Genomic DNA, 20,861 nt, shown 5'->3' on the forward strand with positions numbered 1-20,861 from the left:
TTCCCGCGGGGCGCTCTGCTCCTTGAGCCGCTGGACGACTGCCGCCAACTCCAGCAGACCTTCGATGCCAATCATCGCAGCTCCAGGCCCTAACAGCTATATAGGTGCACTGTAGAAAGCTGCTTGAACGGGCGATCAACCGGCTGAAGAACTTCCGAGCCGTGGCCACCCGCTACGACAAGCGCGCCTACATCTTCTTAGGCACCGTCACCCTGGCCGCCTTGATCATCTGGCTCCGCTCCTGATCCGAGAAACAGCTCCTAGCGGCCTTCGCGGATGAATTCAGCTTCCTCCCACGCTTTCGTCGCTTCCTTCTCACGGCCCAGCTCCGAGAGGCTCACGGAGAGGTTGTTCAGTGCCTCGGCGAGGTCGAGACGGTATCGAGCGGGGTCGGCCGCGGCCAGTTGCCTGCGGATCGTGACGGCCTCCCGCTCGGCGGTCAGGGCGTCGCCCGGCCTGCCGAGCTCCGAGAGGGTCACGCCGAGGTGGGTCAGGACTTTGGCGAGGCTGGAACGATGGCGGTCGTGGCCGGTGGCAGCCAGTTGTCTCAAGAGATCGGCGGCTTCTTGTTCGGCGGCCATGGCCTCGGCCCAGCGGTCGGCTGTTGACAGGGTCGTTCCGAGGCTGATCAGTGCTGCGGCGAGGTTGGGGATGTGACTTTCGGGATCGGTCGTCGCCAGTTGCCGGAAGACGGTGACGGACTCATGCCCGGCGCTCAAGGCTTCGGCGGTACGGCCCAGATCCGAGAGGCTCGTGCCGAGGGTCGCCAGGGATACGGCGAGGTGGAAGCCCTGATGGTCGGGGTCTGTCGCGGCCAGTTGCCGGCGGACGGCGACGGCCTCCCGTTCCACGTCCAAGGCGTCTGCGGTGCGGTCGAGTATTGACAAGGTCAGGCCGAGGTTGGTCAGTGCGTCCGCGAGGTCGGCGCCGTACTGGTCAGGGTCGGCTGCGGCCAGTTCCCGGCGTATGACGACGCCCTCCTCCTCCACGCGCAAGGCTTCGGCGGGGCGGTCGAGGTCTGTCAGCCGCACGCCGACGTTGACCAGTGCTCTTGCGAGATCGCCACGGTAACGGCCGGGGTCGGTGGCGGCCAGTTGCCGGAAGAGGGTCGCGGCTTCCTTCTCGGCGTCCAGAGCCTCGGCCAGGCGATCAAGCACCCCGAGGGTCACACCAACTCTGGCCAGGGCCTTGGCGAGGTCGGGAAGGTGTCTCGGAGGGTCTACCGCGGTCAGCTGCCACAGGAGGGTGACGGCCTCCTCCTCGACGGTCAGGGCCTCGGCCCAGCGTTCGAGTGTCGACAAGGTCACACCGAGGTTGGTCAGCGAATCGGCAAGATCGGGGCGGTGAAGGCCGGGATCGGTGGTGGCCAGGTCCCGGTAGAGGGCGACGGCTTCTCGCTCCGCGACCAAGGCGTCGGCCGGGCGTTCAAGATCGGAGAGTCTCACACCGAGGTTCGTCAGGATGTCGGCGAGGTCGGCGCGCTGGGTGTCGGGGTCGGCCGCGGCGAGTTGGCGGCGGATGGCGGCGGCTTCTTCCGTGACGGCCAAGGCCTCCGCCGAGCGGTCGAGCGCCGAGAGGGTCGTCCCGAGGCTGGCGAGGGATTTGGCAAGGTCGGGAAGGTGCTGATCGGGGTCGGCGGTGGCCAGGTTCCGGTAGAGGGCGACGGCCTCCTGCTCGACGATCAGGGCGTCCGCCGGGCGATCCAAATCGGTGAAGGTCACGCCGAGGCTGCCCAGAAGGTCAGCGAGGTCGGGGAGGTGGCGGTCGGGATCAGCCGCGGCGAGTTGCCTGCGGATGGCGACGGCTTCTTGTTCCACGGTCAAGGCGTCGGCCGGACGATCGAGTGCCGACAGGGTCACGCCTGCGCTGACCAAGGCGTCGGCAAGGTTCGGCCGGTGGGTGCCGGGATCAGTCGCGGCGCTTCGCCGATAGAGGGTGATGGCTTCCTGCTCCGCGCTGAGAGCTTCGGCCGCCCGGTCTAGCTCAGTGAAGGTCACGCTGAGGTTGGTCAGGGACTCGGCGAGGTGGGGGCCGTATTCGTCAAGGTCGGCCGCCGCCAGCCCACGGCGGACAGTGACCGCTTCCAGCTCGGCGCTGAGGGCTTCGGATGCACGATCGAGCTCCGACAGGGTCACGCCGACATTGTTCAGGGCCTTGGCGAGATCGGGGCGATAGCGGTCGGGATCGGTCGTGGCCAGGTGCCGGTAGAGGGCGACGGCTTCCTGCTCCGCGTTCAGGGCTTCGGCCGGGCGGTCCAGTTCCGAGAGCCGTACGCCTCGTTCAAGCAGTGCCCGAGCTCTCTCGCTCATGACGGCCTCATCCGGGGCCATGGCCACCGTCCACCTCTCCATTGACTTCGGACAGCAACCGCTGCGGTATCACCATGACTTCATCGCCTGCTCCGCCATGCGCGATCTGGAGACAGGTCACTGGCATTTTCCAGCAGCCGCGAGGGGCACGGTGATAGGAAGGCCTGCCATTTATTCGCCTATTTCCCGCCACTTCCGAGCTCAGGCAGCTCCCTCGAACGCAGGAGGGCGCGCAGGCGCAGATCAGGGTGGGAGTGGCCGTCGGTGGCGTCGACGATCACCGCGGCGCCGATCCAGCTCGCGCCGCTGTCCTCGACGATCCGGCGCGCGATCCGGGCGGTGGCTGGAGTCTCCACCCAGTCGTCCACGAACAGCACCTGGTGGCCGGGATGCAGGAACCGCCGCTGCACCACCCAATCCAGGGCCCGGTCAGCGAAGTCGGGCGGAGTGCTGCGAACCATCACCCGGTCTTGGCCGAGGACGTCGTCCCCGTAGTCACCATCCTCACGGCCTTTCCGCATCTCGATGAATCCGGCATCCGCCGCAACGGCCGTGAGCGGTCCGATGATGAAGCCACGGGCTTCCGGCGCGATCACCACGCTGGGGCGGGCATGCGGATGAAAGTGCGCCAGAGCCATGCCAAGGCCCGCGAGCACATCGGCGTGCGCCCACCGCCCTCCATCCGTGCGCTTCCATTTCGCCATCTGAACACCGCGCGAAGGCGCGCGACGAGCGTGTCGGTTTCCTGCCTGATGCCGCGAAACGGCCGGTGATCAGGCACTCCAGTAATCAGTGGCCCAGCCCGAGCGGGCCCACCCCACGCGCTCGCGCCCCGGCATCGCCCCGGCCCTCTACCGGGGACCTCCGTCAAGCTCTCACCCGGCCCCTCGTCGTCCAGGTGCGCACCAATTTAAGCCAACTCGGGAGCGACGCCAGCTGGCATGGCGCGCCGGCTGATCGCCAGCACTTCCGCATCGCCGGCGCCGCCGTCTCCTGACCGCCCTTCCTGACCGGCCCTCATGGCCCGCCCTGCCCGCCCGCTCGCCGTGGCTCGGTCCGTCCGGTCCACTCGAGGCTCAGGTAGGTGCGACAGCCGAAGCGTGCGAGGCCCCGGCGGCATCGGTGGCGTGGGCGGTGTTGGTGGTGTTGGCGAGGGTCGCGCGTGCTCGTTCCCGGAAGGCCTTCACTGTGGGCATGTGCGCATACGGAGCCAGGAGGTCGTCGAATCGTTGGACAGCCACCTGGACTCGTGCCGATTGGAGCGTGGCTGCCATGTCCAAGGCTTCGGCGGCGATGGCGCACGCGACCTGCACATCCCGTTCCTCAGCACGTTCGGCGGCCGCGTAGGCGCCGGCGAGCGTCAGACGGCAGAACGTTTGCGAGCGAGGGAACGCCGGGCTGGATTCCGCAAGAGCGCGGCTGGCGTAGCCGATGGCGTCGCGTGTCTGCCCCAAGGCGGCGAAGGTGTGACCGAACTCGGCATACAGCTCGGCCACGTCGAAGTAGCCGATCCAGTCAGGTTCCTGGGCGGGACGGCGACCGGCAAACGACCGTTCGGCTTCCCGCAGCGCGGCGATACAGCCGTCCCGGTCGCCCAGATGTGCCAGCGCCCGGGCCTCCCTCACGCAGTACATGGCGTGCACGGCCGCGGTGGCGTGCGTGTTCGCGCCGACCTTGGCAGCGCGTGCAAGGGTGACAGCCAGCTCAAACTCGCCCAGAAACGTGGCTTGGTGGCTGGTGAGGGCGAGCACGTTGCCGCCCAGGGCGCGGTCGTCAGCCGCGTGAGCCATGCTGAGAGCTTGGATAAAATATCGGCGAGCCCATCCGTGCAAGCCGATGTCGTAGGCCATCGCACCGGTCCGGCACATCAATTGGGCGGCGGCGGCGCAAAGCTCCTTCCCCACCGCGGGATCGGTGAATGTCCCGCGCAACATCGCTCCTACCTCGCCGGCCAAACACCGCAGCGCATCCCTTCGGGCATAGCCGCCCCCGAAGCGGTGATCGAGGGTTTCCATGCGGCGCACCATGGCGCGCACCGTTGCGACGTCATCTGCAGTGACGTGACGGCTCCCGTGCGTTGAGCGCCACGACTGGGGCGGCCCAGCGACGAGCCACTCCAGGGCCGCGAGCTTCACCAGCGGGCCGGGCACGTCCTGACGGAGCAGCTCGTGGTCATGATTCAAGTCGGCAGCCCACAATGCAGCGCAGGCGGCCAGCAAGGCATCTGGTGTCGTGGTGAAGGCCAGGCCTGGTTCGCTCGGCCTGTGCGTGGCGTCTGCTGGGTCTTCGGCGTGCGCGAGGTCGGCGCCGGTCAACAGCCGCGAGAAATGCTGCTGGGCTTCTTCCCCAGCGCGGGCCAGCATCGTGTCCAGGCGCGCCTGGCTGTCGGCGTTGGGACAGATGGCGGCGCCCAGCCTTTTCCACTTGGAGACGGTGCCCTCCGCAACTCCCAGCGTGGTGGCGAACTTGCGCAAACTCATTCCCAGCGCCCTGCGCAGGAGCGTGGCCTCAAGCCCGCTCCATTCCTTCGGCCGTGCCACGTTTGTCGTTCTCCTTTCACCATTTTTGTCGTGCCATCCGATGCGTGGCCGGTGGTGCCGCCACCACATGCGGCGTTCGCTCACGATTCGACGTGGTCGAGCCGTGCATTATCTGTGCTCTCGTGCGCAAAAAGGCCCGTCGTGATCCGGTATCCGCGCTGGGTATCGGCGTGCTAGGGCGCCCCTCCCCTGGCGAGCCCTGTGCCGCGGTACCGCTTGCAGGTGCGGCGCCGCGACGTCCGACCGCGGACGGCCGGCGACCGGGTGAGTTGCCTGGGTTGGCCAGCCGTGTTGGGACGCAGGCGCCGCTCGCAGGCAGGTACACCAGCCGACCCACCCCTGGGGGGCGGCAAGGCTGGGACGATGCGGGCGGGTGCCGTGTCCGGCCGCCACGGTAGGCCGGAGGCGGTCTCATCGGGGGCGCGGGAGCCGGGCGACAATCAGGCCTTGCTCATCGTCGAGCGGCACCTGCTCGACGTCTGGCCAGCCAGCGCGCCGAAGAAGCTCGCCGTGCTCAATGAGCGTGCGGGCACGCCCGGCGGCGGTGACCGCCATCCAAACAAGATCGTCGACGACGCTGCTGTGCGCGGTGGGCGGCTCGGGCAGGATCGGTTCGACCAGCCACAGTTCGGCGCTGCCGACACCGGCCATACCCGCGGCGATGCGCTGCAACAGGCGCTCAGCCAGGTCGTCGCCGAGCTGGCACAGCACGGTGTCGAGCACGTACAGGGGCCGATAGCCGCAGGGCAGGCGCCCGTGGAAAACGTCGAGGGTGGTGGCCTGGCACCGCTCGGCCATGTCCTCGCGGCGGAGCCGCTCGCCGGCCTCGGCCGGCAGACGCTGATTCAGCAGCCAGCCGTGCAGCCGCGGGTGCCGTTGCAGCAGCGCGGCCAGGATGACTCCGTCACCGCCGACATCAAAGACCTTCATGACGTGCCCCAGGGGCCGCTCGGCGAGTAGCGCGGCGGCCGCTGCGCTACGGCCGGACATCTGTGCGACCATCACCTCGGCCAGGTCCGGCGGCAGCTCATCGAGCCAGCCGCGCAGGGTTTCGCCGCTGTGTCGCACCGGCTGATCTGCCCCGCCCACGATCGCGTGCTCCATGCGACGCGCGATCTCGCCCCCCGCGGTGTCCGATGTCGCCCTCACCCGGGCGACCACCGATTCACCGGCGGTGCGCAGGCTGTGCCCGACAGATGTCAGGCTCCAGGCGCCATCTCGGAGCGGGGCGATCCAGCCCAGGGCGTGGGCCGCGCGCAGCAGCCTGCCAAGGTTGCCGCACCGCAGGTGGGGCGCTTGCCAGGTGGCGCGGCACCAGGAGGCGACCTCGGGAGTGATCGCGGGTGACTGGCTCAGCCGGTCCGCGATGCCCAGAGCGCAGAAGGCGTAGAGCACCGCGTCCGACGCTCGTCCCTCCGCGGTGATCGCACCGATGTGATGCCCGCGGGTCAGGTTGTGGAACTGCTGTGTGCCCTCGTCGGGCCCAGTGATGCTGGTCATATGATGCGGGCGATCCCGATCGTTGGAAGGGACGAGACGACATAGCGGACGTCGTGGACGTCAGCAGGGCGACGGCGCGGGCGGCGGGCGCATCTCGCCCGTCGGGCGTGAGCGGATGGCTGCGGGTGCTGGCCGTGATGATCGTCTGCTCGCCGGTGGCGATGATGCCGACCAAGCGCAGACCGGCCTCGCGCAGCAGAGCTGCGTACTCGCCCACCCTGCGTTCACGGCCATGCCGGGTGCGCGTCATGGCGGGCAGGTCGTGAGCGAAGGCGGGATGAGGTTCGGCCTCGTCCGGAACCACCGACTGGACCAGCCACACGATGCTGTGCGGTCCCGACAGGTCCATGGCGGTGGCGACTTGAGTGAGCAGGCGCTGCGCGTCGTGCTCGGGCATGGTGTTGATCACGCCGCAGATCAGGTACAGCGCCCGGAACTGCAGCATGGGAATGCCGGCGTTCACGCCGCGGCCTACCGTGACCGCCCAGCGGCCGGCGAGGGCGTCGGCGCTGGCTGGCTGGCGCGCGGCGGCGTCCGGTTCGCGCGCGTCGACGAGGACGCCGCTGACGAGCGGGAGGCGGTGCAGAAGGTCGGCGAGGAGCACTGCCGTCCCGCCGATGGTGACCACATGGCAGATGGTGTGGCGAAGGTTGCTGCCGATGGCGTCCGCGACGGTGGCGGCCAGGGTGGCGGCCAGGGTGGCGCTGCGGCCGGCGTGGAAGGCGGCGGCGCGCTTTCCCCTGCCGGTGGGCGCGTCGACGCCGAGATCGTCGACGGCACCGGTCACCGCCACGGGCACTCCGGTGCGGACGGTGTCGGCCATGGTGGCCAGCGGCTTTCGCCAGAACGGCAGCGCGTACAGCAATACCGCTGCCGGCATCGACTCAGGACCACAGGTGAGTAGGTGCCCCAGACATGTCAGCCAGTAGAAGGCGGCGGGTGTCTTGTCCGCCCACTCCTGGGACTGCCTGATACCGAGCAGTCTGGCTAGATCAGGCAGCGTCAGATCCAGGCGACCGTCCTGAGGGCGTCGGGCCTGCCGGGCCTGTCGGCACCAAGTGTGCAGGTCCTCGATGGTGGTAGGTCCCTCGGCAAGCCGATCAGGGATGCGCGGCGCGCACAGCACCCGACGGTTGTCGTACCGGTTGAGTCCGCGCACGAGCGTGCGAACGGGCCGGCTTAAGGCCGAGGTGCGCTCGGGCGGCAGCCCGGCGGCGAACGCTTCATGACCCGAACCGTTCCGCCGGTTCCCGAACCGTTCGATGTGCAGGCGTGGGTCAGCGTCGCGGAAGGTGATCGCCGCATCCATCCCGTGCTCGGCCAGGGCCGTACGCAGAGCCCGCGCGGCGGCCAGCGAGGCCTCGGCCGGGACGCTGAGGGGGTCGGGCGGGCAGACCGTCGCATGCGTCGGGTGGTGAGGGGCGTCGGGATGTGAGCTGTTCAGGGCGGTGGCGTTCATGCCGCGTTCATGCCGCGGTCGTGTTCGGCTCGTACCGCACGGCGACGCCGCCGATGAAGTTCCCCGCCGTTTCCTCGATCAGCGCATCAGGGTGGGGGCGCCAAAACTGGACGGGGACAAGGCCGTCGCTGACGCGTCGGGGCTCGTCGGGGAGCTTGTCGTCGAAACCCCGGTCCGGGTCCAGCCACGTCCACTTGTCACCGAACAGCCCGAGGATCTCCTGCTTGGAGCGGGCGTACACGGGCGCGTTCGTCTGTCTGTACCGCTGCGTCAACGTGGCGACTTCATCCGCAGAGACGCCATCGGTGCACGCGTGCGTAAAGATGATCGCGCTCCCATTCGGGAGCATCGACCAGAGGGTGTCGATGATGGCTGCCGGGTCGTGGTCATCGGAGACGAAGTGCAGCACCGCGACCATGACGATGACGACCGGCTTGTCCCATGCGATCAGCTCGCGAATCTCGGGCTCATGCAGGAGCTTGTCGATCTGGCGCACGTCGCCGACGACAAAGATGGTGGCCTCATCCGTGGCCAGCAGGGCTCGTGCGTGGCAGGCCACGACGGTGTCGATGTCGACGTACACCACACAGGCCTGCGGGCAGGCCCGCTGGGCGACCTGATGCACGTTGTCCTGGGTGGGCAGGCCGGAACCGATATCGATGAACTGTGTGAGGGCGAGTTCGCGGATGACGTGCTCGACGGCGCGGCCACCGAATTGTCGGTTATGGCGTGCCGCCGCCTGCACCCACGGCGATTCCCGCAGGACTTGATCGACGAGGTCCCTATCGGCCGCGAAGTTGTCCTTGCCGCCCAGCATGTAGTCGTACATGCGCGCGACGTTGGGGACGTTGGGGTCGATACCGTCCCAGTCGACCGGGGTGTTTGGGGGCTCCGATGCGCTCATCGGCCCCCCTCAACGGGGTTGATGGGCCTGCAGTGGTGGGCGAGCGAAGCGCTCGCGGTTACCTTGGTCATCGTGGGTCGGACCTCGATTCCGATCCGGGCTCGTCGCACTGGTTAGTTGCCGCGTGCGACGAGCCCACTATTTGGGCCTGTGTGTATTGGCTCACCCAACGCGTTACGCCGGTAACGGGGGGTTGCCCTTCAGGTTGAGTGAGGATGAGCGACGTCAAACCCGCCCATGTGCGGTATGGGGCGCGCATGCGGTGGCTCCGGTGGGCGAGGTGAGCAATTTCGTTTCTCGTGACGCTCGGAGCTTGCCCCGTGCGAAATGCTGGCGTATCTCGACTCCAGATGTAGGTGACAGCCAATGTGCCGCGGCATGGCTTCGTGCGTTTTGCGCCCGGTGAGAGCGCGAAGCGCACGGCACCGTGCGTCCATCCCATCGGAGGACGCACAGGCACATTGATGCGATCTCCTATGCCTCTATAGGCCTCCATAAAGGTCTATAGGGGTTTCTGGTGGCCCAAGGGGGTCTGCAGTTGCTGCGTGGTGACGGACGACCTTGGCGCAGAGCTGCCGGAGCTGAGGGACCACAGTGAGCTGATCTACATGGGTTCGCCAATCATGTGGCCAAGCAGATCGAACGGGGCGAGCACCCCCGGCTCCAGGCTGCCGGCAGAGCTGGAGCTGTCACCCTCCAGCAGCCGAGATGGAGCTGGACGTCCGGCGTTCTGTCTCGTCAGCACGAAGGCGCGCGCCTGAAGATGCAAGGCCCCGGATCCGGGCAGAGCTCATTGCGCTGGAAGGTGCCGAAATTCGCCATCATGGCCCCAGGGAGGGCGAAGTGCGCCGCTGGTCCCTGCCGAAAGCTGACACAGCTGGCGTGCACACATGCCGGGGGGCGGCAACAACGCACAGAGCGGACGTACCGCCAGCCCGGCGGCTCGTCGGGGTTGGCGTGCTCGTCATACCTGGCACGCCTGAGCCGCAGGCCGCCCTGCCGGCCCGGATGCAGGATCGGGAAGCCGCCGGCCAGGTACGGGGTCACGATGAGGTTGTGCATGATGCCTCCGATTCACGGTCGGCGCCGCGGCTGGGGTCGTGCTGCGGCGACGGGCTCGGTGGTGTGTCGGACAGGAGGAACGCGCCCAGCCTGCTGACCCAGCCCCACCGGTACTGGAGCGGGTCGTCCGGCAGTAGCCAGAACGGGTGTGCGATGTAGGGGTCCAACGCTGATCCTTCGGGTTGGGGGCGCAGGACAACCGTGGGACGGCGATGGGCTCGCCGTCCCACGGCCGGCCCCCGAGGCCGGGCCGGTCCTCGGGGGTTGCGCGCCGCAGCCGTGCACGGGGTGTGAGCGTTGGCTGCGGCTTGTGGCTGGTTCGCGTGTGTCAGGCGGCGCTGGTTCCGAGCTCGTCCTGCGATGGTTCGGCGGCCGGTTCGGTGGGCGTCTCCTCGTGGTCGGCGGGGGGTTGTGCGGCCTGGCGTTCGGCCCGCCGGCGGGCTTCGATGGCGGCGATGATGCCGAGGGCGATTTGCGCGTTCATGAGGTTCGTGTCCTTGGGTGTGGACGTTCAGGGAGCTGTGCGCCCTGACGGAGTAGGTGAGGGAGGCGGGCTCAGCGCAGCACCATGAGCCCGCCTCCCTCGGGTTCGGCCGCGTCCTGGCAACAAGCGGCCAGGCTCGGCGGGGAAGAGAGCGGCCGGAGTTGACGCCCGCCGTCCACGGCCGACTGCTTGCACGGTGGAGGGCGGTGGGAAGGAGACGACGCGGGCCCGTGTGAACGAGGCTGCTCGGGTCTGCGCCGGCGCGTGTAGGCCGCCTCGGACGGCCACACGCTCGACATGGCATGCCCGCCGGCCTGCGCAGCCGGGGAGTGTCGCGCCCGCGTTGCGTCATCATCGACCGCCGTATGGGAGAGGGCGGCGAGCAGCTCCCGCACGTCGGCCTTCGACGGTCGAGCCGGGGATACCTCAGGCAGGAGATCGTCTCGCCAGTGGGGCGGCGCGACCCGGTCCATGAGTGTTCTCATCGCGCCCGGGTCGGCAGCGTGGAGGACGATGCCCTGCTCGCAGTGGCCGGTGTAGATGGCGATGAAGCGCCGCCAGTAGGGCGAGTGCATGACCAGGAACCATGCGCGGGCGAACGCTTGCAGGTCCGCGAGGTCTTTCTCCCAGGCTGCGGTGTCGGCAGAGCGGTCGGCGTCGCGGGCCTGCATGGTGTGCCTCCTCAGGAAACGGTTCGGCGTTGGTCAGGTCTGGGCGACCAGGTAGGCCAGCCACTCCTGGCCGGCGTCGGCCAGGCGGACGGACACCTCGTCGGGCTCGTCTGTGTAGTGGCCCTGGTGCAGGTGGTAGAGCGTCCACAGCGCCGTCATGCCGGCCATCAGGTCTGTCGGTGCGTCCCGCCAGGCCGGTATCGCCCACAGCAGGGTGTGCACCTGCTCGGGGGTGTGGCCGCCGGCGACGAGGTAGGGCGCGAGCAGCGCGGGGTCCACCCACGCCTGGCCGGAACATGCGTGTGACCAGCCGACGACCTGTACGGCCTGGTCCTTGATGAGCATGTGGCGGGCGCTGAGGTTGGCGTGCAGCAGAGTGTCGCCGTTCAACCGGTCGATCACGAACCCGTTCAGGGCCGTGTCGTAGAGACTGCGTCCGTAGAGCTGGGTCGGCGGACGCTCCAGCATGATGCGGGCCTTTGCCACCAGACTGTGCAGGCGCTGGACGATCGAGGGGGCGCTGTGTGGGCAGGGCGTGAGCAGCTTGCCGAGCTGCGCCACCGCGTCGAGCGCGGCCGGAAGGTCGGCCGTCCAGCCTGTCACGTCGATGGGACGGGCATGGTCGTTGATCAGCTCCCACGCCGTGATGTGCCAGCGCGGGTGGCCGTTGCCGCCGACGTCCATCTCCCACACCTTGCGTGGTACCGGCGCCGAGGGCGCGAGGGCGGGGATGTGACGGGCTGCCCACCGCTCGCGCTTGTGCAGGTGCGCGTGCGGGCTGCTCGTCGCGATCGCCTTGACGAATACCTCGTCATCGCCGTACATGCGGGCCGCGAATTCCCCCGGCGCCGCCGGAATGCACTGCGCCAGGGCTTTGCGGCCGACCTGCTCGGTGATGGCGTCTCGTACGAGGGGCGGTAGACCGTCCCATCGGAGGGGCGTAAGCAAGGAGGTCTCCATGGGCGATGAGGTCACGATGCGGGCTTCCGGAATCGGGCGACTGCCACGAGGAAGTGCGCCCTGCCGACGTCGAGCTTTATCGCGTCGTTGGGCCTCCATGTGGACGCCTCGACCAGGCCCGGCTCAAGGAGCTCCAGGCCGTGGAGGAACATCTGCCGGATGGCAGCGATCGGCCGCGGGTAGATATCCGCCGTCCGCTTGTAGTTGGTCACCATCCGCTCCAGCTCCGTCGGGCTCAGGAGATCACTCCGAGCGTGCGAGAAGATCAGGTAGCCGGAGGGGAAGTGGGCCATGTAGCGGCGCAGGATGCCGCCAGGATCTTCCGAATCCGGCTTGAAGTGCGCGAGCGCCGTAGCGATGATCCCGATGGGCTGGCCGTGGTCGAGCAGGCCGGCCTCCTCGTCGCCGACGATCGCGTCCACCTCCCACGCATCGCCCTGGACCACGCAGGTTGCGCCGGGAACGTCGAGCAGAGCGCGCCCGTGGACTGCCACGTGCGGGTCGTTGTCCACGTAGACGACGCGAGCGCCCTGGTGGTGGCGAGCTGCTATGTCATACGTGGTCTCGAAGCCCTGCGCCGGCAACCCGCATCCGAGGTCCAGCCACTGGCGAATCCCTGCTTGCGCGACCACATCAGTGGCGCGGCGGACGAACTCCAGGTTCGCCCTGGCAGCCACGGGGAGCTCGGGCGCATCCTCCTGCAACAGGCCCAGCACGCCCCGGTCCGACGGCAAGTTGTCCTTGCCGCCGGTGGCGGCGTCATAAACACGGGCGATCGATGGCCTGGAAAAGTCGTAACGGTCCTCGCCAGACGCGTGCGAGGAAGCCATCTCGGCGGCACTCATGAGGATTGCCCGATGTGGCGCCGTCCGGCTTGGATGGCCTTACGCTTTTGCATAGGTCAGGACCTCGATTCCTGATCAAGGCCCCGGAGCTCCCCCCGGTGTTCGCGCGCCGGGGGCCGGGGCCGTCTTTCATGTGAGGGCGCTGGTAGATGCAGCCCGTAGTAGTAGCGTTGTCAGCACGCCAGTCATGGTCTAGGGGTGGACTGTCCGCTGAGTGTCCGCTGAGTCTCCGGACACTCAGCGGACATGACAGGGAGCACCGCATGGGCATAGAAACGTTTGGCGAGGCGCTTCGACGTCTACGTCAACACGCTGGTTTGTCTGTGCGTGAAGTGGCCCGTCGATCCGCCTGTGGCAAGAGCTACGTTTCAGATCTTGAGCTTGGACGTCGGTGCGCCCCAAGCCTGCCTGTCGTGCAGGCACTTGATAAGGCTGTGGGAGCAGACGGGGAACTGGTAGCTCTAGTAGGCCTGGTTGCTAAGATCACAAATGTCGCGTATGCCGCTGATTTCGTTGCATTGGAGGGGGACGGAGGCGAAGTGCGACGCCGCGAATTCGTGGGCCTTACCGGGGCTTCGTTGTTCGATGCGGTCCTGGGCGCTTCTGACGATCGGGGCAGAGCGGGCGGCGCGATCGAGACCCTCGCGGGCGTCCTTGTCGATCATTCCCAGTCCACTGACGGCCCCGTAGACCTTCCGTCCTTAGCGTGTGCGGTCGGCACGGCCAAGCGCAACTATCAAGCCTGCCGCTACTCCCAAGTGATCAGCGGGCTTCCAAGACTCGTGCGTGATCTGCGCACAGCCTGCGCGGTGCTCGATGGAGACGCTCAGCTACAGGCACACGCTCTCGCGGCAGAAACGCACCATGTGGCCGCCTCAGTGCTACTCAAGCAGGATGACAAGGGACTCGCGTGGCTCGCTGCGGACCGGAGCATCCAAGCGGCGCAGGCCAGCCAGAGCCCGCTCATGCTTGGGTCGAGCATTCGTATCATCACCCACGCCCTCATGGACGGCGGGCACCACCGCACCGCGACAGATACAGCACGCGGGGCGGCCCAGCGCATGGACGCCGCACTGACCGACCCCTCCGTGGACGACCTCTCCGTCTACGGATCGCTCCTCCTACGAGGTGCCATTGCCGCCGCCCACAGCGGAGAACGGCACACAATCGCTGAACTACTGGACGAGGCTACGGATGCTGGCACTCGGCTCGGATATGACGGAAACCACATGTGGACCGCTTTCGGTCCCAACAACATCCTGTGTCATCGCGTGAACATCGCAGTCCGTCTCGGCGACGTCGGCGCAGCAATCAAGTACGCTAGACAAGTCGAGATCGACAAACTACCGGTCAACGAGCGTAAGGCCACCCTCCTCCTCGACACCTCCCGAGCATTCCTGCTAAGAGGCCAGCATGAGAAGGCCCTGCACATCTTGCGGGCAGCCAGCGACCTGGCGCCAGAGGAGATCTCGGGCCGTCCCGCGCCACTTCGCTTGGTCCGTGACATCCAGGCGACCGCACCACCCAGCTTGCGGCGTGAAGCCCGCGAGTACGCCGCGTCTCTGGGAGTTAACACGTGACCCAGTCTGGCCAGGTTCTCTACATCGTGGTGTGCGCGGCTGGCCCGGCCGGAGACGTTGACCGCCTCGTCACCATGGCCAAGGACGAAGGCTGGACCGTTCAGATCATCGCCACCCCACCGGCGTTGAACTTCATCGATGCGCGCCAGCTCGAACAGCAGACCGGCCGACCAGTCCGCAGCCAATACCGCAATCCGGGCGAGCCAAGGTCGCCCCGCGCGGACGCGATCATCGTGGCTCCGGCCACCTTCAACACTATCAATAAGTTCGCCCAGGGCATCGCCGACACGTACGCCCTCGGTATCCTTTCCGAAGCTCCAGGGCTGGGCATTCCGGTCGTGGTTCTGCCCTTCGTCAACAGTGCCCTCGCCTCCCGCGCACCCTTTCTCCGCAGTGTTGCGTCTCTTCGCGCTGAAGGCGTGCGCGTTCTACTCGGGCCTGGCCGGTTCGAGCCGCATCCGCCGAACTCTGGTGATAGCCGCCTCGACACCTACCCCTGGAAACTCGCGCTCACCGCGCTCTCCAAGCTGGAGCGCTCTTGACGGTCCCAACCGAGAAAGCCCTGCCGCCTACCGGATGGCGAATGCCGCTATTGCGGCCTGGCGACATAGGTTAAAGGTTCTTCAGCGGCCGGTCGTCCGTCTATTAGAACCGGATCCGTCTCTCCTTCGCCACACGGCGCAGCAACTCCATCGCTGGGCTTCCCCGTCTGGGGTTACGTGCTCAGGATCTGGGCGGACACGCCTGGCCGGAGCCGTTGCGTGTTGGCTTCGTCTTTCGTCGCGACCCGGGCACCGATGAGTTCGAGGACCCGGGCGGTGGTGGGTCGAGGATGCCGCCAGCGGTCAGCGCGGCCAAGATACCGCCGTTGACCTTGCCGCTGCTGGCAGGTGCCGTCGACCAGGGCGAGCGGGTATTACGCCGTGTCGAGCATGACGGTCTCGCCGTCGAACAGCGCGTGCCGGTCGCGGCCGAGGACGGTCGCGCTAGCCAGTGGGTCTTCGGCGACAAGGACAACGGAGCCTACCTGCCCAAGTTCGCCTGGACGAAGATCGTCTGGGACGGCGATGGCGACCATTGACCCGCCTCCCCCGACGATCCCGACTTAACCCGCTACTGGACCGACCGTCGGGGAAAGGCAACAACGGACCAGACAGCATGCTGCTGCTCACCAAGTGACAGCTCAACGAGAACGCGTCGGCGCCCCGAATTGCCCACCGCATCCTTGCCCTGACCGCCGCCATCTGGGCACAACCGCGACACCGGCCAGGACATCTTCGGGGTATCCGGCCGGCAGATGCTGCACGCATTGATCGACGGTCAGCGCGATCCCAAGGTGCTGGCCGGGATGGCCCGGGGCAGCATGCGCAGGATCCCCGTCCTGGAGGAGGCGCTGCGCGGCTTCTTCACCGATCACCACGCGGTGCTGCTGCGCATCATACTGATCAACATCGACCGGGCCTTCCGAGCAGGCCGCCCTGCTGGACGCCGAGATCGAGCAGGCCATGAACCCTTTCTCGGCGCAGGCGGCCCAGCCCGATGAGATCATCGGGGTGGGTCCGGTGGCCGCCCAGGAGCTGATCGCCGAGATCGGCGTGGAGATGAGCCGCTTCCCTACTGTCGCTCACCTGGTGTCCTGGGCCAAGTTCTGCCCGCAGACCCATGAGTCGGCAGGCCGCAAGAAGGGCAAGGGCCGCGGCAAGGGCAACCGCTGGCTGGCACCCTGGGCCGGATCGTCTTCTCCGTAAGCAAGACCGATACCTTCCTCGGCGAGCGCTATCGCCGCATCGCCCGCCGTCGCGGCAATTCCATGGCCCTGGTCGCCGCCGGCAACTCGGTGCTCACCGTCGTCTACCAGCTGCTGTCCGACTCACACGCCCACTTCCGTGACCTGGTGCCGACCACTACGACACCCGCATCAACAAAAGACCGTCGCGCCCGCAGTCTGGCCAGCCAGTTCCAGGCCCTGACCGGCCAGAAGATCGTCATCCGCAGTGGCAAAGCCATCCTCATCGAGCCCGAGACCGCCTGACCCACAACCCACCGCGAGTCGCTCTCGCGCACCACCACTCGGGGTTCGCTGCCGCCTGCCCACGTGAAGGTCGAATTTGCGGGTCAGACACTCAAGCTCGGTCGCGTCCTCGGAGCGGTGTAAAAGGCTCAACGAGGTAGGTGCCGTGAGTGGATCTTAGGCGGCTTCGGTAGCGGGTGCCAAGGCCGGGTCGTCGGTCGGGTGGAGCTGGGCGGGCGGGTGCAGCAGGGCTCGGCGGAGGTCTTGCAGGATGCGCAGGCCCGTGCTGGTCAGGGTGAAGCCGCGCCAGCCGCGGGCGGCTCGGTCGAGCACGGCCCAGACCAGGGAGACGCAGGACGTCTCGCCGGGGAAGCGGCCGATGACCTTGACTCGGCGGCGGGTCTCGCCGAAGGTGCGCTCGATGAAGTTGGAGTGCCGCACGCGCTTGTGGTGCTCGAGGGGGAAGCGCAGATAGGGAGTCAGGCTCTGGCGGTCGGTGAGCAGGCACTTGACCGCTGCTGGATAGCGGGCGGCCCAGGCTTCGGCGAAGGCGTCGATGCGCCGCTGCACCCAGTCGATGAGCTGCTGGCCGGGCTTGACGTCCTCACCCAGCTCACTGAGGTCGAAGATCTGCCAGTAGGCGGCCTTCACCTCGGCCTGGTCTCCGGCGCTGACTTTGGCCAGCACATTACGGGCGCGATGAACGAGACACCTTTGGCGCAGCGAGGGCGAGAAGACCTGCTCGGCGGCGCTGATCAGGCCGGGTGCGCCGTCGGAGACGATCAGCAGCGGCGGGCGCAGACCGCGGGCGGTCAGGTCGGTCAGGAAGTCATGCCAGGCGTCGGTGGACTCGGATCCGGCGGCGGCCAGGCCGACGAAGATGGGCTTGCCGGCGGTGGTGATGCCCCAGGCGGCCAGGATCGGTTCGGCCCGCTGCCCGTCATGCATCTTGAAGTGCGAGGCGTCCAGGAACAGGTAGTCCAGCTCGACGCCGGTCAGGTCGCGTCGGCACCAGGCGTCGTACTCGGCGACGATGGCCTGGCAGATGGTCGAGACCGTCGATTTGGACAGGGCGGCCTCGGGACCGAGCGCGTCGGCCAGCGCGCCTTCGACATCTCGCACCGACAGGCCGCGTACGAACGAGGCGATGACCAGCGTTTCCAGCGCGTGGGTGCGGGTGACGCCGGCGCCGAACAGGCGGGAGGCGAACTTCTCGCTGGTGCCGCGCAGCTTCGGCCGGGCAATGGTGATCGGCCCGGTGGTGGTCTTGACGGTGGTCGGGCAGTGCCCGTTGCGGTGACCAGGCCGCACCGTCGTCTCTTCGCTGCTGTCGGCAGAGATGGCGGCTGCGCGCTGGTAGCGGGTGCGGCCGAGGAAGGCGTCCACCTCGGCCTCGACGGCGGTCTGGATGATCAGGCGGGCGCCGAGCCGGGCGACGTCCTCGATCACCTCGACCAGATCGCGGTCGGAGGCGAACAGGGCGTCGATCTCGGCGCGGATGGCCTGAACGGGCGGTAGTGTGCGTGCCACGAGCGTAGGTCCTTGCGTTGTGCGAACTTTGGACGGTTCAGCACGGCAACCTACGCTCGTTCACTTTTACACCGCATCTCGGACGCGACCCTCAAGCTCCTGCCAGCGCGTCTTCCCAAGATCGGGACGTCTAGAGTCGCATGCCTGCGGTGATCCGATAATCAGTGCCATTCATGGAGGCCGCGCTGTCGCTGAGGAGAAAGAGAACCAGTGCGGCGACCTCTGAGGGACGGACCATGCGTCCTGTGGTCATACCGACGTTGGGGGGCACGGTGGCAAATATCGCCTCCACGCTGATCATGTTTGCCTTCGCGACGCGATCCCAGAGGCGGGTCGCGGTCGGTGCTGGCGACACCGTGTTGCTGCGCACGCCTTGCGGCCCATACATTGCGGCCACACTCTGGCTGAAGCTGATGAGCGCTGTTTTGGCGGCGGTGTAGTCGACAGGGCTTGTCGGGGTGCCGGCATGGGGCGCAAGTCCAGCGACGTGCACGATCGCGCCTTTACGGTTAATCAAGCTTGGCATGATGGCTTCCGCTACACGAACCGCACTTCCCAGGTTGATCTCGAATGCCTCCCTCCAATGATCTGCGACATGCGCAAGGTCGCCCTGCAAGCAGGCCAGGGATACGTTCCCCACGCAATTAACCCAATAGTCAATGTCATCGCCGAACACCTCCCGTGCGCGTGCTGCGAGCACCGTCGCGCCACCCGGGCGTGCGAGATCCACCAGCACAGACTCAACCGGCAGACTGTCCCGCTCGTTTAGAGCATTCAACTCCTGGCTGCCGTAACGGGACGCAGCAATCACGTTTACGCCTTCGCGGAGTAACTCCTGTACGACGGCGAGGCCAATTCCGCTGCTGCCGCCTGTTACTATCGCGTTCTTCCCGCGCAAGCCCAATTCCATTGACCCTCCTTCATTACTCGTATCTCAAGCAAGGCTTCAAAACACGAAGCTATGCTTCAGCGAATGCGAATCAAGGTAGCCCGAAGTCGAGAGGATGAGAACTGCCGTCAGCCCAGGATCGTGGCCCAGAATCAGCCCGAGTACGGCCCACTCCACCATCTTTAGTTCACTGCCATGGGACGCGAAGTGTGAGACTGGGCATTTCCGATAGAACTGCAGCCCGGACTCTTGCCTCGCGGCCAGGTGCGATGGCAGAACCCTTCGGTAAGCATCGATCACCATATCCATGTCCCAGAGAGCTTCGAGAGTTTCGTTTCGGGCTATATGAAGCCTCGTAATGCCCTCGACCTTGTCCACTTCACTCTGATGCGTGACCAACTTGAGCTCGAGGCCACCGTCCTTGATGGCCTGACGCAACCCTCTAGCAGTGGGTTCGGCCTTCGCACCGAGAAGGTCTTCGAAGTCCCTCCTCGTCATCACGGCTTCTGCGTACGGCAGTCTGGCGGAAAGCACCGCGTCGACCGGCCAGGCGTGCCATCTCGCCACATCGGGCGATCCGTGGCGCAGCCGCAGGGCATTGGCGAGTCGCCTGTATATGTCACTGCCCGGAGGTTCGGTGAGAATGCGATTCCAGGCCGAGCACATGTCAAAGGCGGGCATGTCGAGGGCCTCCCATTGTGCAACCCAGGAGCCGTGGACCTCGGCGCCGTACGGAATGAGCCGGTGGAGTCCAAGCACGCCGGGGATCGGGCCGTGTCGCGCCGGCCCCCGATACAGACCGTAGGAAACGTCCCATGATGCGGATCGTTCCGTTGGTCGAGCCTCTTCGTCGCGTGCCGTGATCCAGAACTTCGGAACGGCTAGGTCCTCGCTGCGGATCCAGTCCTGTTCGCCTTGTGCGCCTGGCGCTGGAGGATCCGATTGCGGCGGAGAGGGGTGTGGCATAGCAATCTCCCCTTGAGATTAACGATCATGGTCGGTTATGCCAGGGGAAGTTCTCTATCACCTTGACGGAAGGGACGATCATCTGTCAACTAGTTGACAGGTGATCGTTTGGCGACTTAGCTCGTGCTAGCAAGGCATTCGGAAGAAAAGTCTGCCCCCGCAGGGGGATCAGGACATCGAGACAGGGAAGGTCAATGTCATTCACGAGTGATCACGGAAGATCCGCCGTTCCACGACTCAGCTGCCCCTTTCCACTTCATGTCAGTCCGCACGCCGTATCGGTGCAGGCCGGAACGGAAGCATGGATTGGCCTGTTCGACGTGCTCAACAGGGAACAGATGGACCGGTTCAGGCGTGCGGCCTACGGGCAATTGGCCGCGCGCGTCTATCCGTTCGCCGAGGAGTCACTGCTCCAGTTGGCCAGCGATTGGTGTGGCTGGCTGTTCGCTATCGATGACGCAGTGTATGAGGGCGCCACGGATACCGCCGAGGCCATCTGGACCACGCCGGCCTTCCTTCGTGCCTTAGCAGGAGAGAGCGGGCAATTGCGTGGCTTCGCGGGCGCCCTCGCCGATATCCGGGCTCGCATCTCCGAAGTATCAACTGGTGAGCAGCTGGTGCGCTGGCGGACGGCAACAGTCGAGTATCTTTATGCGCAGTCATGGGAGGCCGCCAATCGTGAGCGACGTACGGTTCCCACCGTTGCCGACTATGTCATCATGCGGCGTATCACAGGCGCCATGCACACGGTGTACGCACTGATCGATATCACGGCACAACGGCCGTTGCCTACCGCTTGGTGGCTTGATGCTCAGGTGCGTGACATCGAGCGGGCGGCCGTGGACGCTGTCGTTTATGACAATGACATTATCAGCTATTCGAAAGAGGCTTCCTCCCCCAACGGGATGAATAACCTAGTGAGCGTCCTGATGGAACATATGGGCTTATCCGTAGCACAGGCCCTCGATCAGGTCGTTCATATGCGGGAAGAGGCTGTGGGCCAGGTCGTGCGTATAGGCCATCTGCTGGAGACGGAGGGGGATGCGGCGGTGTCCACGTTTGTGCATGGGCTGAAGACGTGGATCAGTGGGGCGTTGGACTATTCTCTGCGTAGCTCGCGTTATCACATAACGAGCTCGTGAGCGGGCGTT

The 20,861-nt window shown here is 66.7% G+C and carries 20 protein-coding genes and 1 pseudogene; 8 read left to right on the forward strand and 13 right to left on the reverse strand.

Annotation, left to right across the window (positions count from 1 at the left end; translation table 11 throughout):
- Nucleotides 1-113: 113 nt before the first annotated feature.
- Nucleotides 114-245, forward strand: a pseudogene (locus ACTWPW_RS53220) (IS5/IS1182 family transposase); the annotation flags it as partial.
- Between the two features lie 15 nt (nt 246-260).
- On the opposite strand, the gene ACTWPW_RS53225 reads toward ACTWPW_RS53220, so the two are convergent.
- From ACTWPW_RS53225 to ACTWPW_RS53270, 10 genes are all read right to left on the reverse strand, one after another.
- On the reverse strand, nt 261-2,309 hold the full coding sequence (locus tag ACTWPW_RS53225) for a tetratricopeptide repeat protein (protein ID WP_443173440.1): 2,049 nt from the start codon (nt 2,307-2,309) through the stop codon (nt 261-263).
- Between the two features lie 179 nt (nt 2,310-2,488).
- Nucleotides 2,489-3,013 (reverse strand): hypothetical protein, encoded by a 525-nt coding sequence (locus ACTWPW_RS53230; protein WP_443173441.1) that lies wholly within the window; start codon nt 3,011-3,013, stop codon nt 2,489-2,491.
- A 372-nt stretch (nt 3,014-3,385) separates the two neighbouring features.
- On the reverse strand, nt 3,386-4,849 hold the full coding sequence (locus ACTWPW_RS53235; protein ID WP_443173442.1) for a hypothetical protein: 1,464 nt from the start codon (nt 4,847-4,849) through the stop codon (nt 3,386-3,388).
- Between the two features lie 411 nt (nt 4,850-5,260).
- Nucleotides 5,261-5,953, reverse strand: coding sequence for a methyltransferase (locus ACTWPW_RS53240; RefSeq protein WP_443173443.1), 693 nt, complete (start codon nt 5,951-5,953; stop codon nt 5,261-5,263).
- 61 nt (nt 5,954-6,014) lie between these two features.
- Nucleotides 6,015-7,808 carry a hypothetical protein gene (locus tag ACTWPW_RS53245; RefSeq protein ID WP_443173444.1) on the reverse strand — a complete coding sequence of 598 codons (1,794 nt, stop codon included), beginning with the start codon at nt 7,806-7,808 and terminating at the stop codon, nt 6,015-6,017.
- Between the two features lie 7 nt (nt 7,809-7,815).
- On the reverse strand, nt 7,816-8,712 hold the full coding sequence (locus ACTWPW_RS53250) for an SAM-dependent methyltransferase (protein ID WP_443173445.1): 897 nt from the start codon (nt 8,710-8,712) through the stop codon (nt 7,816-7,818).
- Between the two features lie 1,390 nt (nt 8,713-10,102).
- Nucleotides 10,103-10,258, reverse strand: a complete 156-nt coding sequence (locus ACTWPW_RS53255; protein ID WP_443173446.1) for a hypothetical protein — start codon at nt 10,256-10,258, stop codon at nt 10,103-10,105.
- A 71-nt stretch (nt 10,259-10,329) separates the two neighbouring features.
- The gene (locus tag ACTWPW_RS53260) at nt 10,330-10,929 is read right to left on the reverse strand and encodes a hypothetical protein (RefSeq protein ID WP_443173447.1); all 600 of its coding nucleotides are present in this window, start codon (nt 10,927-10,929) and stop codon (nt 10,330-10,332) included.
- Between the two features lie 33 nt (nt 10,930-10,962).
- Complete coding sequence (locus ACTWPW_RS53265; protein WP_443173448.1) at nt 10,963-11,877, reverse strand: hypothetical protein; 915 nt, start codon at nt 11,875-11,877, stop codon at nt 10,963-10,965.
- A 23-nt stretch (nt 11,878-11,900) separates the two neighbouring features.
- Nucleotides 11,901-12,734, reverse strand: coding sequence for an SAM-dependent methyltransferase (locus tag ACTWPW_RS53270; protein ID WP_443173449.1), 834 nt, complete (start codon nt 12,732-12,734; stop codon nt 11,901-11,903).
- 263 nt (nt 12,735-12,997) lie between these two features.
- Between ACTWPW_RS53270 and ACTWPW_RS53275 the strand changes: the two genes are divergently transcribed.
- The 6 genes from ACTWPW_RS53275 (at nt 12,998) to ACTWPW_RS53300 (ending at nt 16,346) form a co-directional block, all read left to right on the forward strand.
- On the forward strand, nt 12,998-14,314 hold the full coding sequence (locus ACTWPW_RS53275; protein WP_443173450.1) for a helix-turn-helix domain-containing protein: 1,317 nt from the start codon (nt 12,998-13,000) through the stop codon (nt 14,312-14,314).
- Nucleotides 14,311-14,856 carry a flavoprotein gene (locus ACTWPW_RS53280; protein WP_443173451.1) on the forward strand — a complete coding sequence of 182 codons (546 nt, stop codon included), beginning with the start codon at nt 14,311-14,313 and terminating at the stop codon, nt 14,854-14,856. The genes ACTWPW_RS53275 and ACTWPW_RS53280 overlap by 4 nt, the downstream gene beginning before the upstream one ends.
- A 326-nt stretch (nt 14,857-15,182) precedes the next feature.
- Nucleotides 15,183-15,395: a hypothetical protein gene (locus ACTWPW_RS53285; protein ID WP_443173452.1), complete on the forward strand. Its 213-nt coding sequence runs from the start codon at nt 15,183-15,185 to the stop codon at nt 15,393-15,395.
- 228 nt (nt 15,396-15,623) lie between these two features.
- Nucleotides 15,624-15,857 carry a hypothetical protein gene (locus ACTWPW_RS53290; protein ID WP_443173453.1) on the forward strand — a complete coding sequence of 78 codons (234 nt, stop codon included), beginning with the start codon at nt 15,624-15,626 and terminating at the stop codon, nt 15,855-15,857.
- On the forward strand, nt 15,820-16,062 hold the full coding sequence (locus ACTWPW_RS53295) for a transposase (RefSeq protein WP_443173454.1): 243 nt from the start codon (nt 15,820-15,822) through the stop codon (nt 16,060-16,062). Before ACTWPW_RS53290 ends, ACTWPW_RS53295 begins: the two co-directional genes overlap by 38 nt.
- 62 nt (nt 16,063-16,124) lie before the next feature.
- Nucleotides 16,125-16,346: a hypothetical protein gene (locus ACTWPW_RS53300; RefSeq protein ID WP_443173455.1), complete on the forward strand. Its 222-nt coding sequence runs from the start codon at nt 16,125-16,127 to the stop codon at nt 16,344-16,346.
- Between the two features lie 156 nt (nt 16,347-16,502).
- Here the strand turns inward: ACTWPW_RS53300 and ACTWPW_RS53305 are convergent, their stop codons facing one another.
- The 3 genes from ACTWPW_RS53305 to ACTWPW_RS53315 all read right to left on the reverse strand — a co-directional run bounded on the left by ACTWPW_RS53305 (nt 16,503) and on the right by ACTWPW_RS53315 (nt 19,425).
- Nucleotides 16,503-17,855: an IS256 family transposase gene (locus ACTWPW_RS53305; protein ID WP_443173456.1), complete on the reverse strand. Its 1,353-nt coding sequence runs from the start codon at nt 17,853-17,855 to the stop codon at nt 16,503-16,505.
- Nucleotides 17,856-17,985: 130 nt separating this feature from the next.
- Nucleotides 17,986-18,765, reverse strand: a complete 780-nt coding sequence (locus ACTWPW_RS53310) for an SDR family NAD(P)-dependent oxidoreductase (protein ID WP_443173457.1) — start codon at nt 18,763-18,765, stop codon at nt 17,986-17,988.
- Between the two features lie 36 nt (nt 18,766-18,801).
- Complete coding sequence (locus tag ACTWPW_RS53315) at nt 18,802-19,425, reverse strand: hypothetical protein (protein ID WP_443173458.1); 624 nt, start codon at nt 19,423-19,425, stop codon at nt 18,802-18,804.
- 566 nt (nt 19,426-19,991) lie between these two features.
- Between ACTWPW_RS53315 and ACTWPW_RS53320 the strand changes: the two genes are divergently transcribed.
- A complete protein-coding gene (locus ACTWPW_RS53320) occupies nt 19,992-20,852 on the forward strand; it encodes a terpene synthase family protein (RefSeq protein WP_443173459.1) in 861 nt (286 codons plus the stop codon).
- Nucleotides 20,853-20,861: the final 9 nt, after the last annotated feature.

It is taken from the genome of Nonomuraea sp. KM90 (assembly GCF_052246675.1).
Classification (GTDB): domain Bacteria; phylum Actinomycetota; class Actinomycetes; order Streptosporangiales; family Streptosporangiaceae; genus Nonomuraea.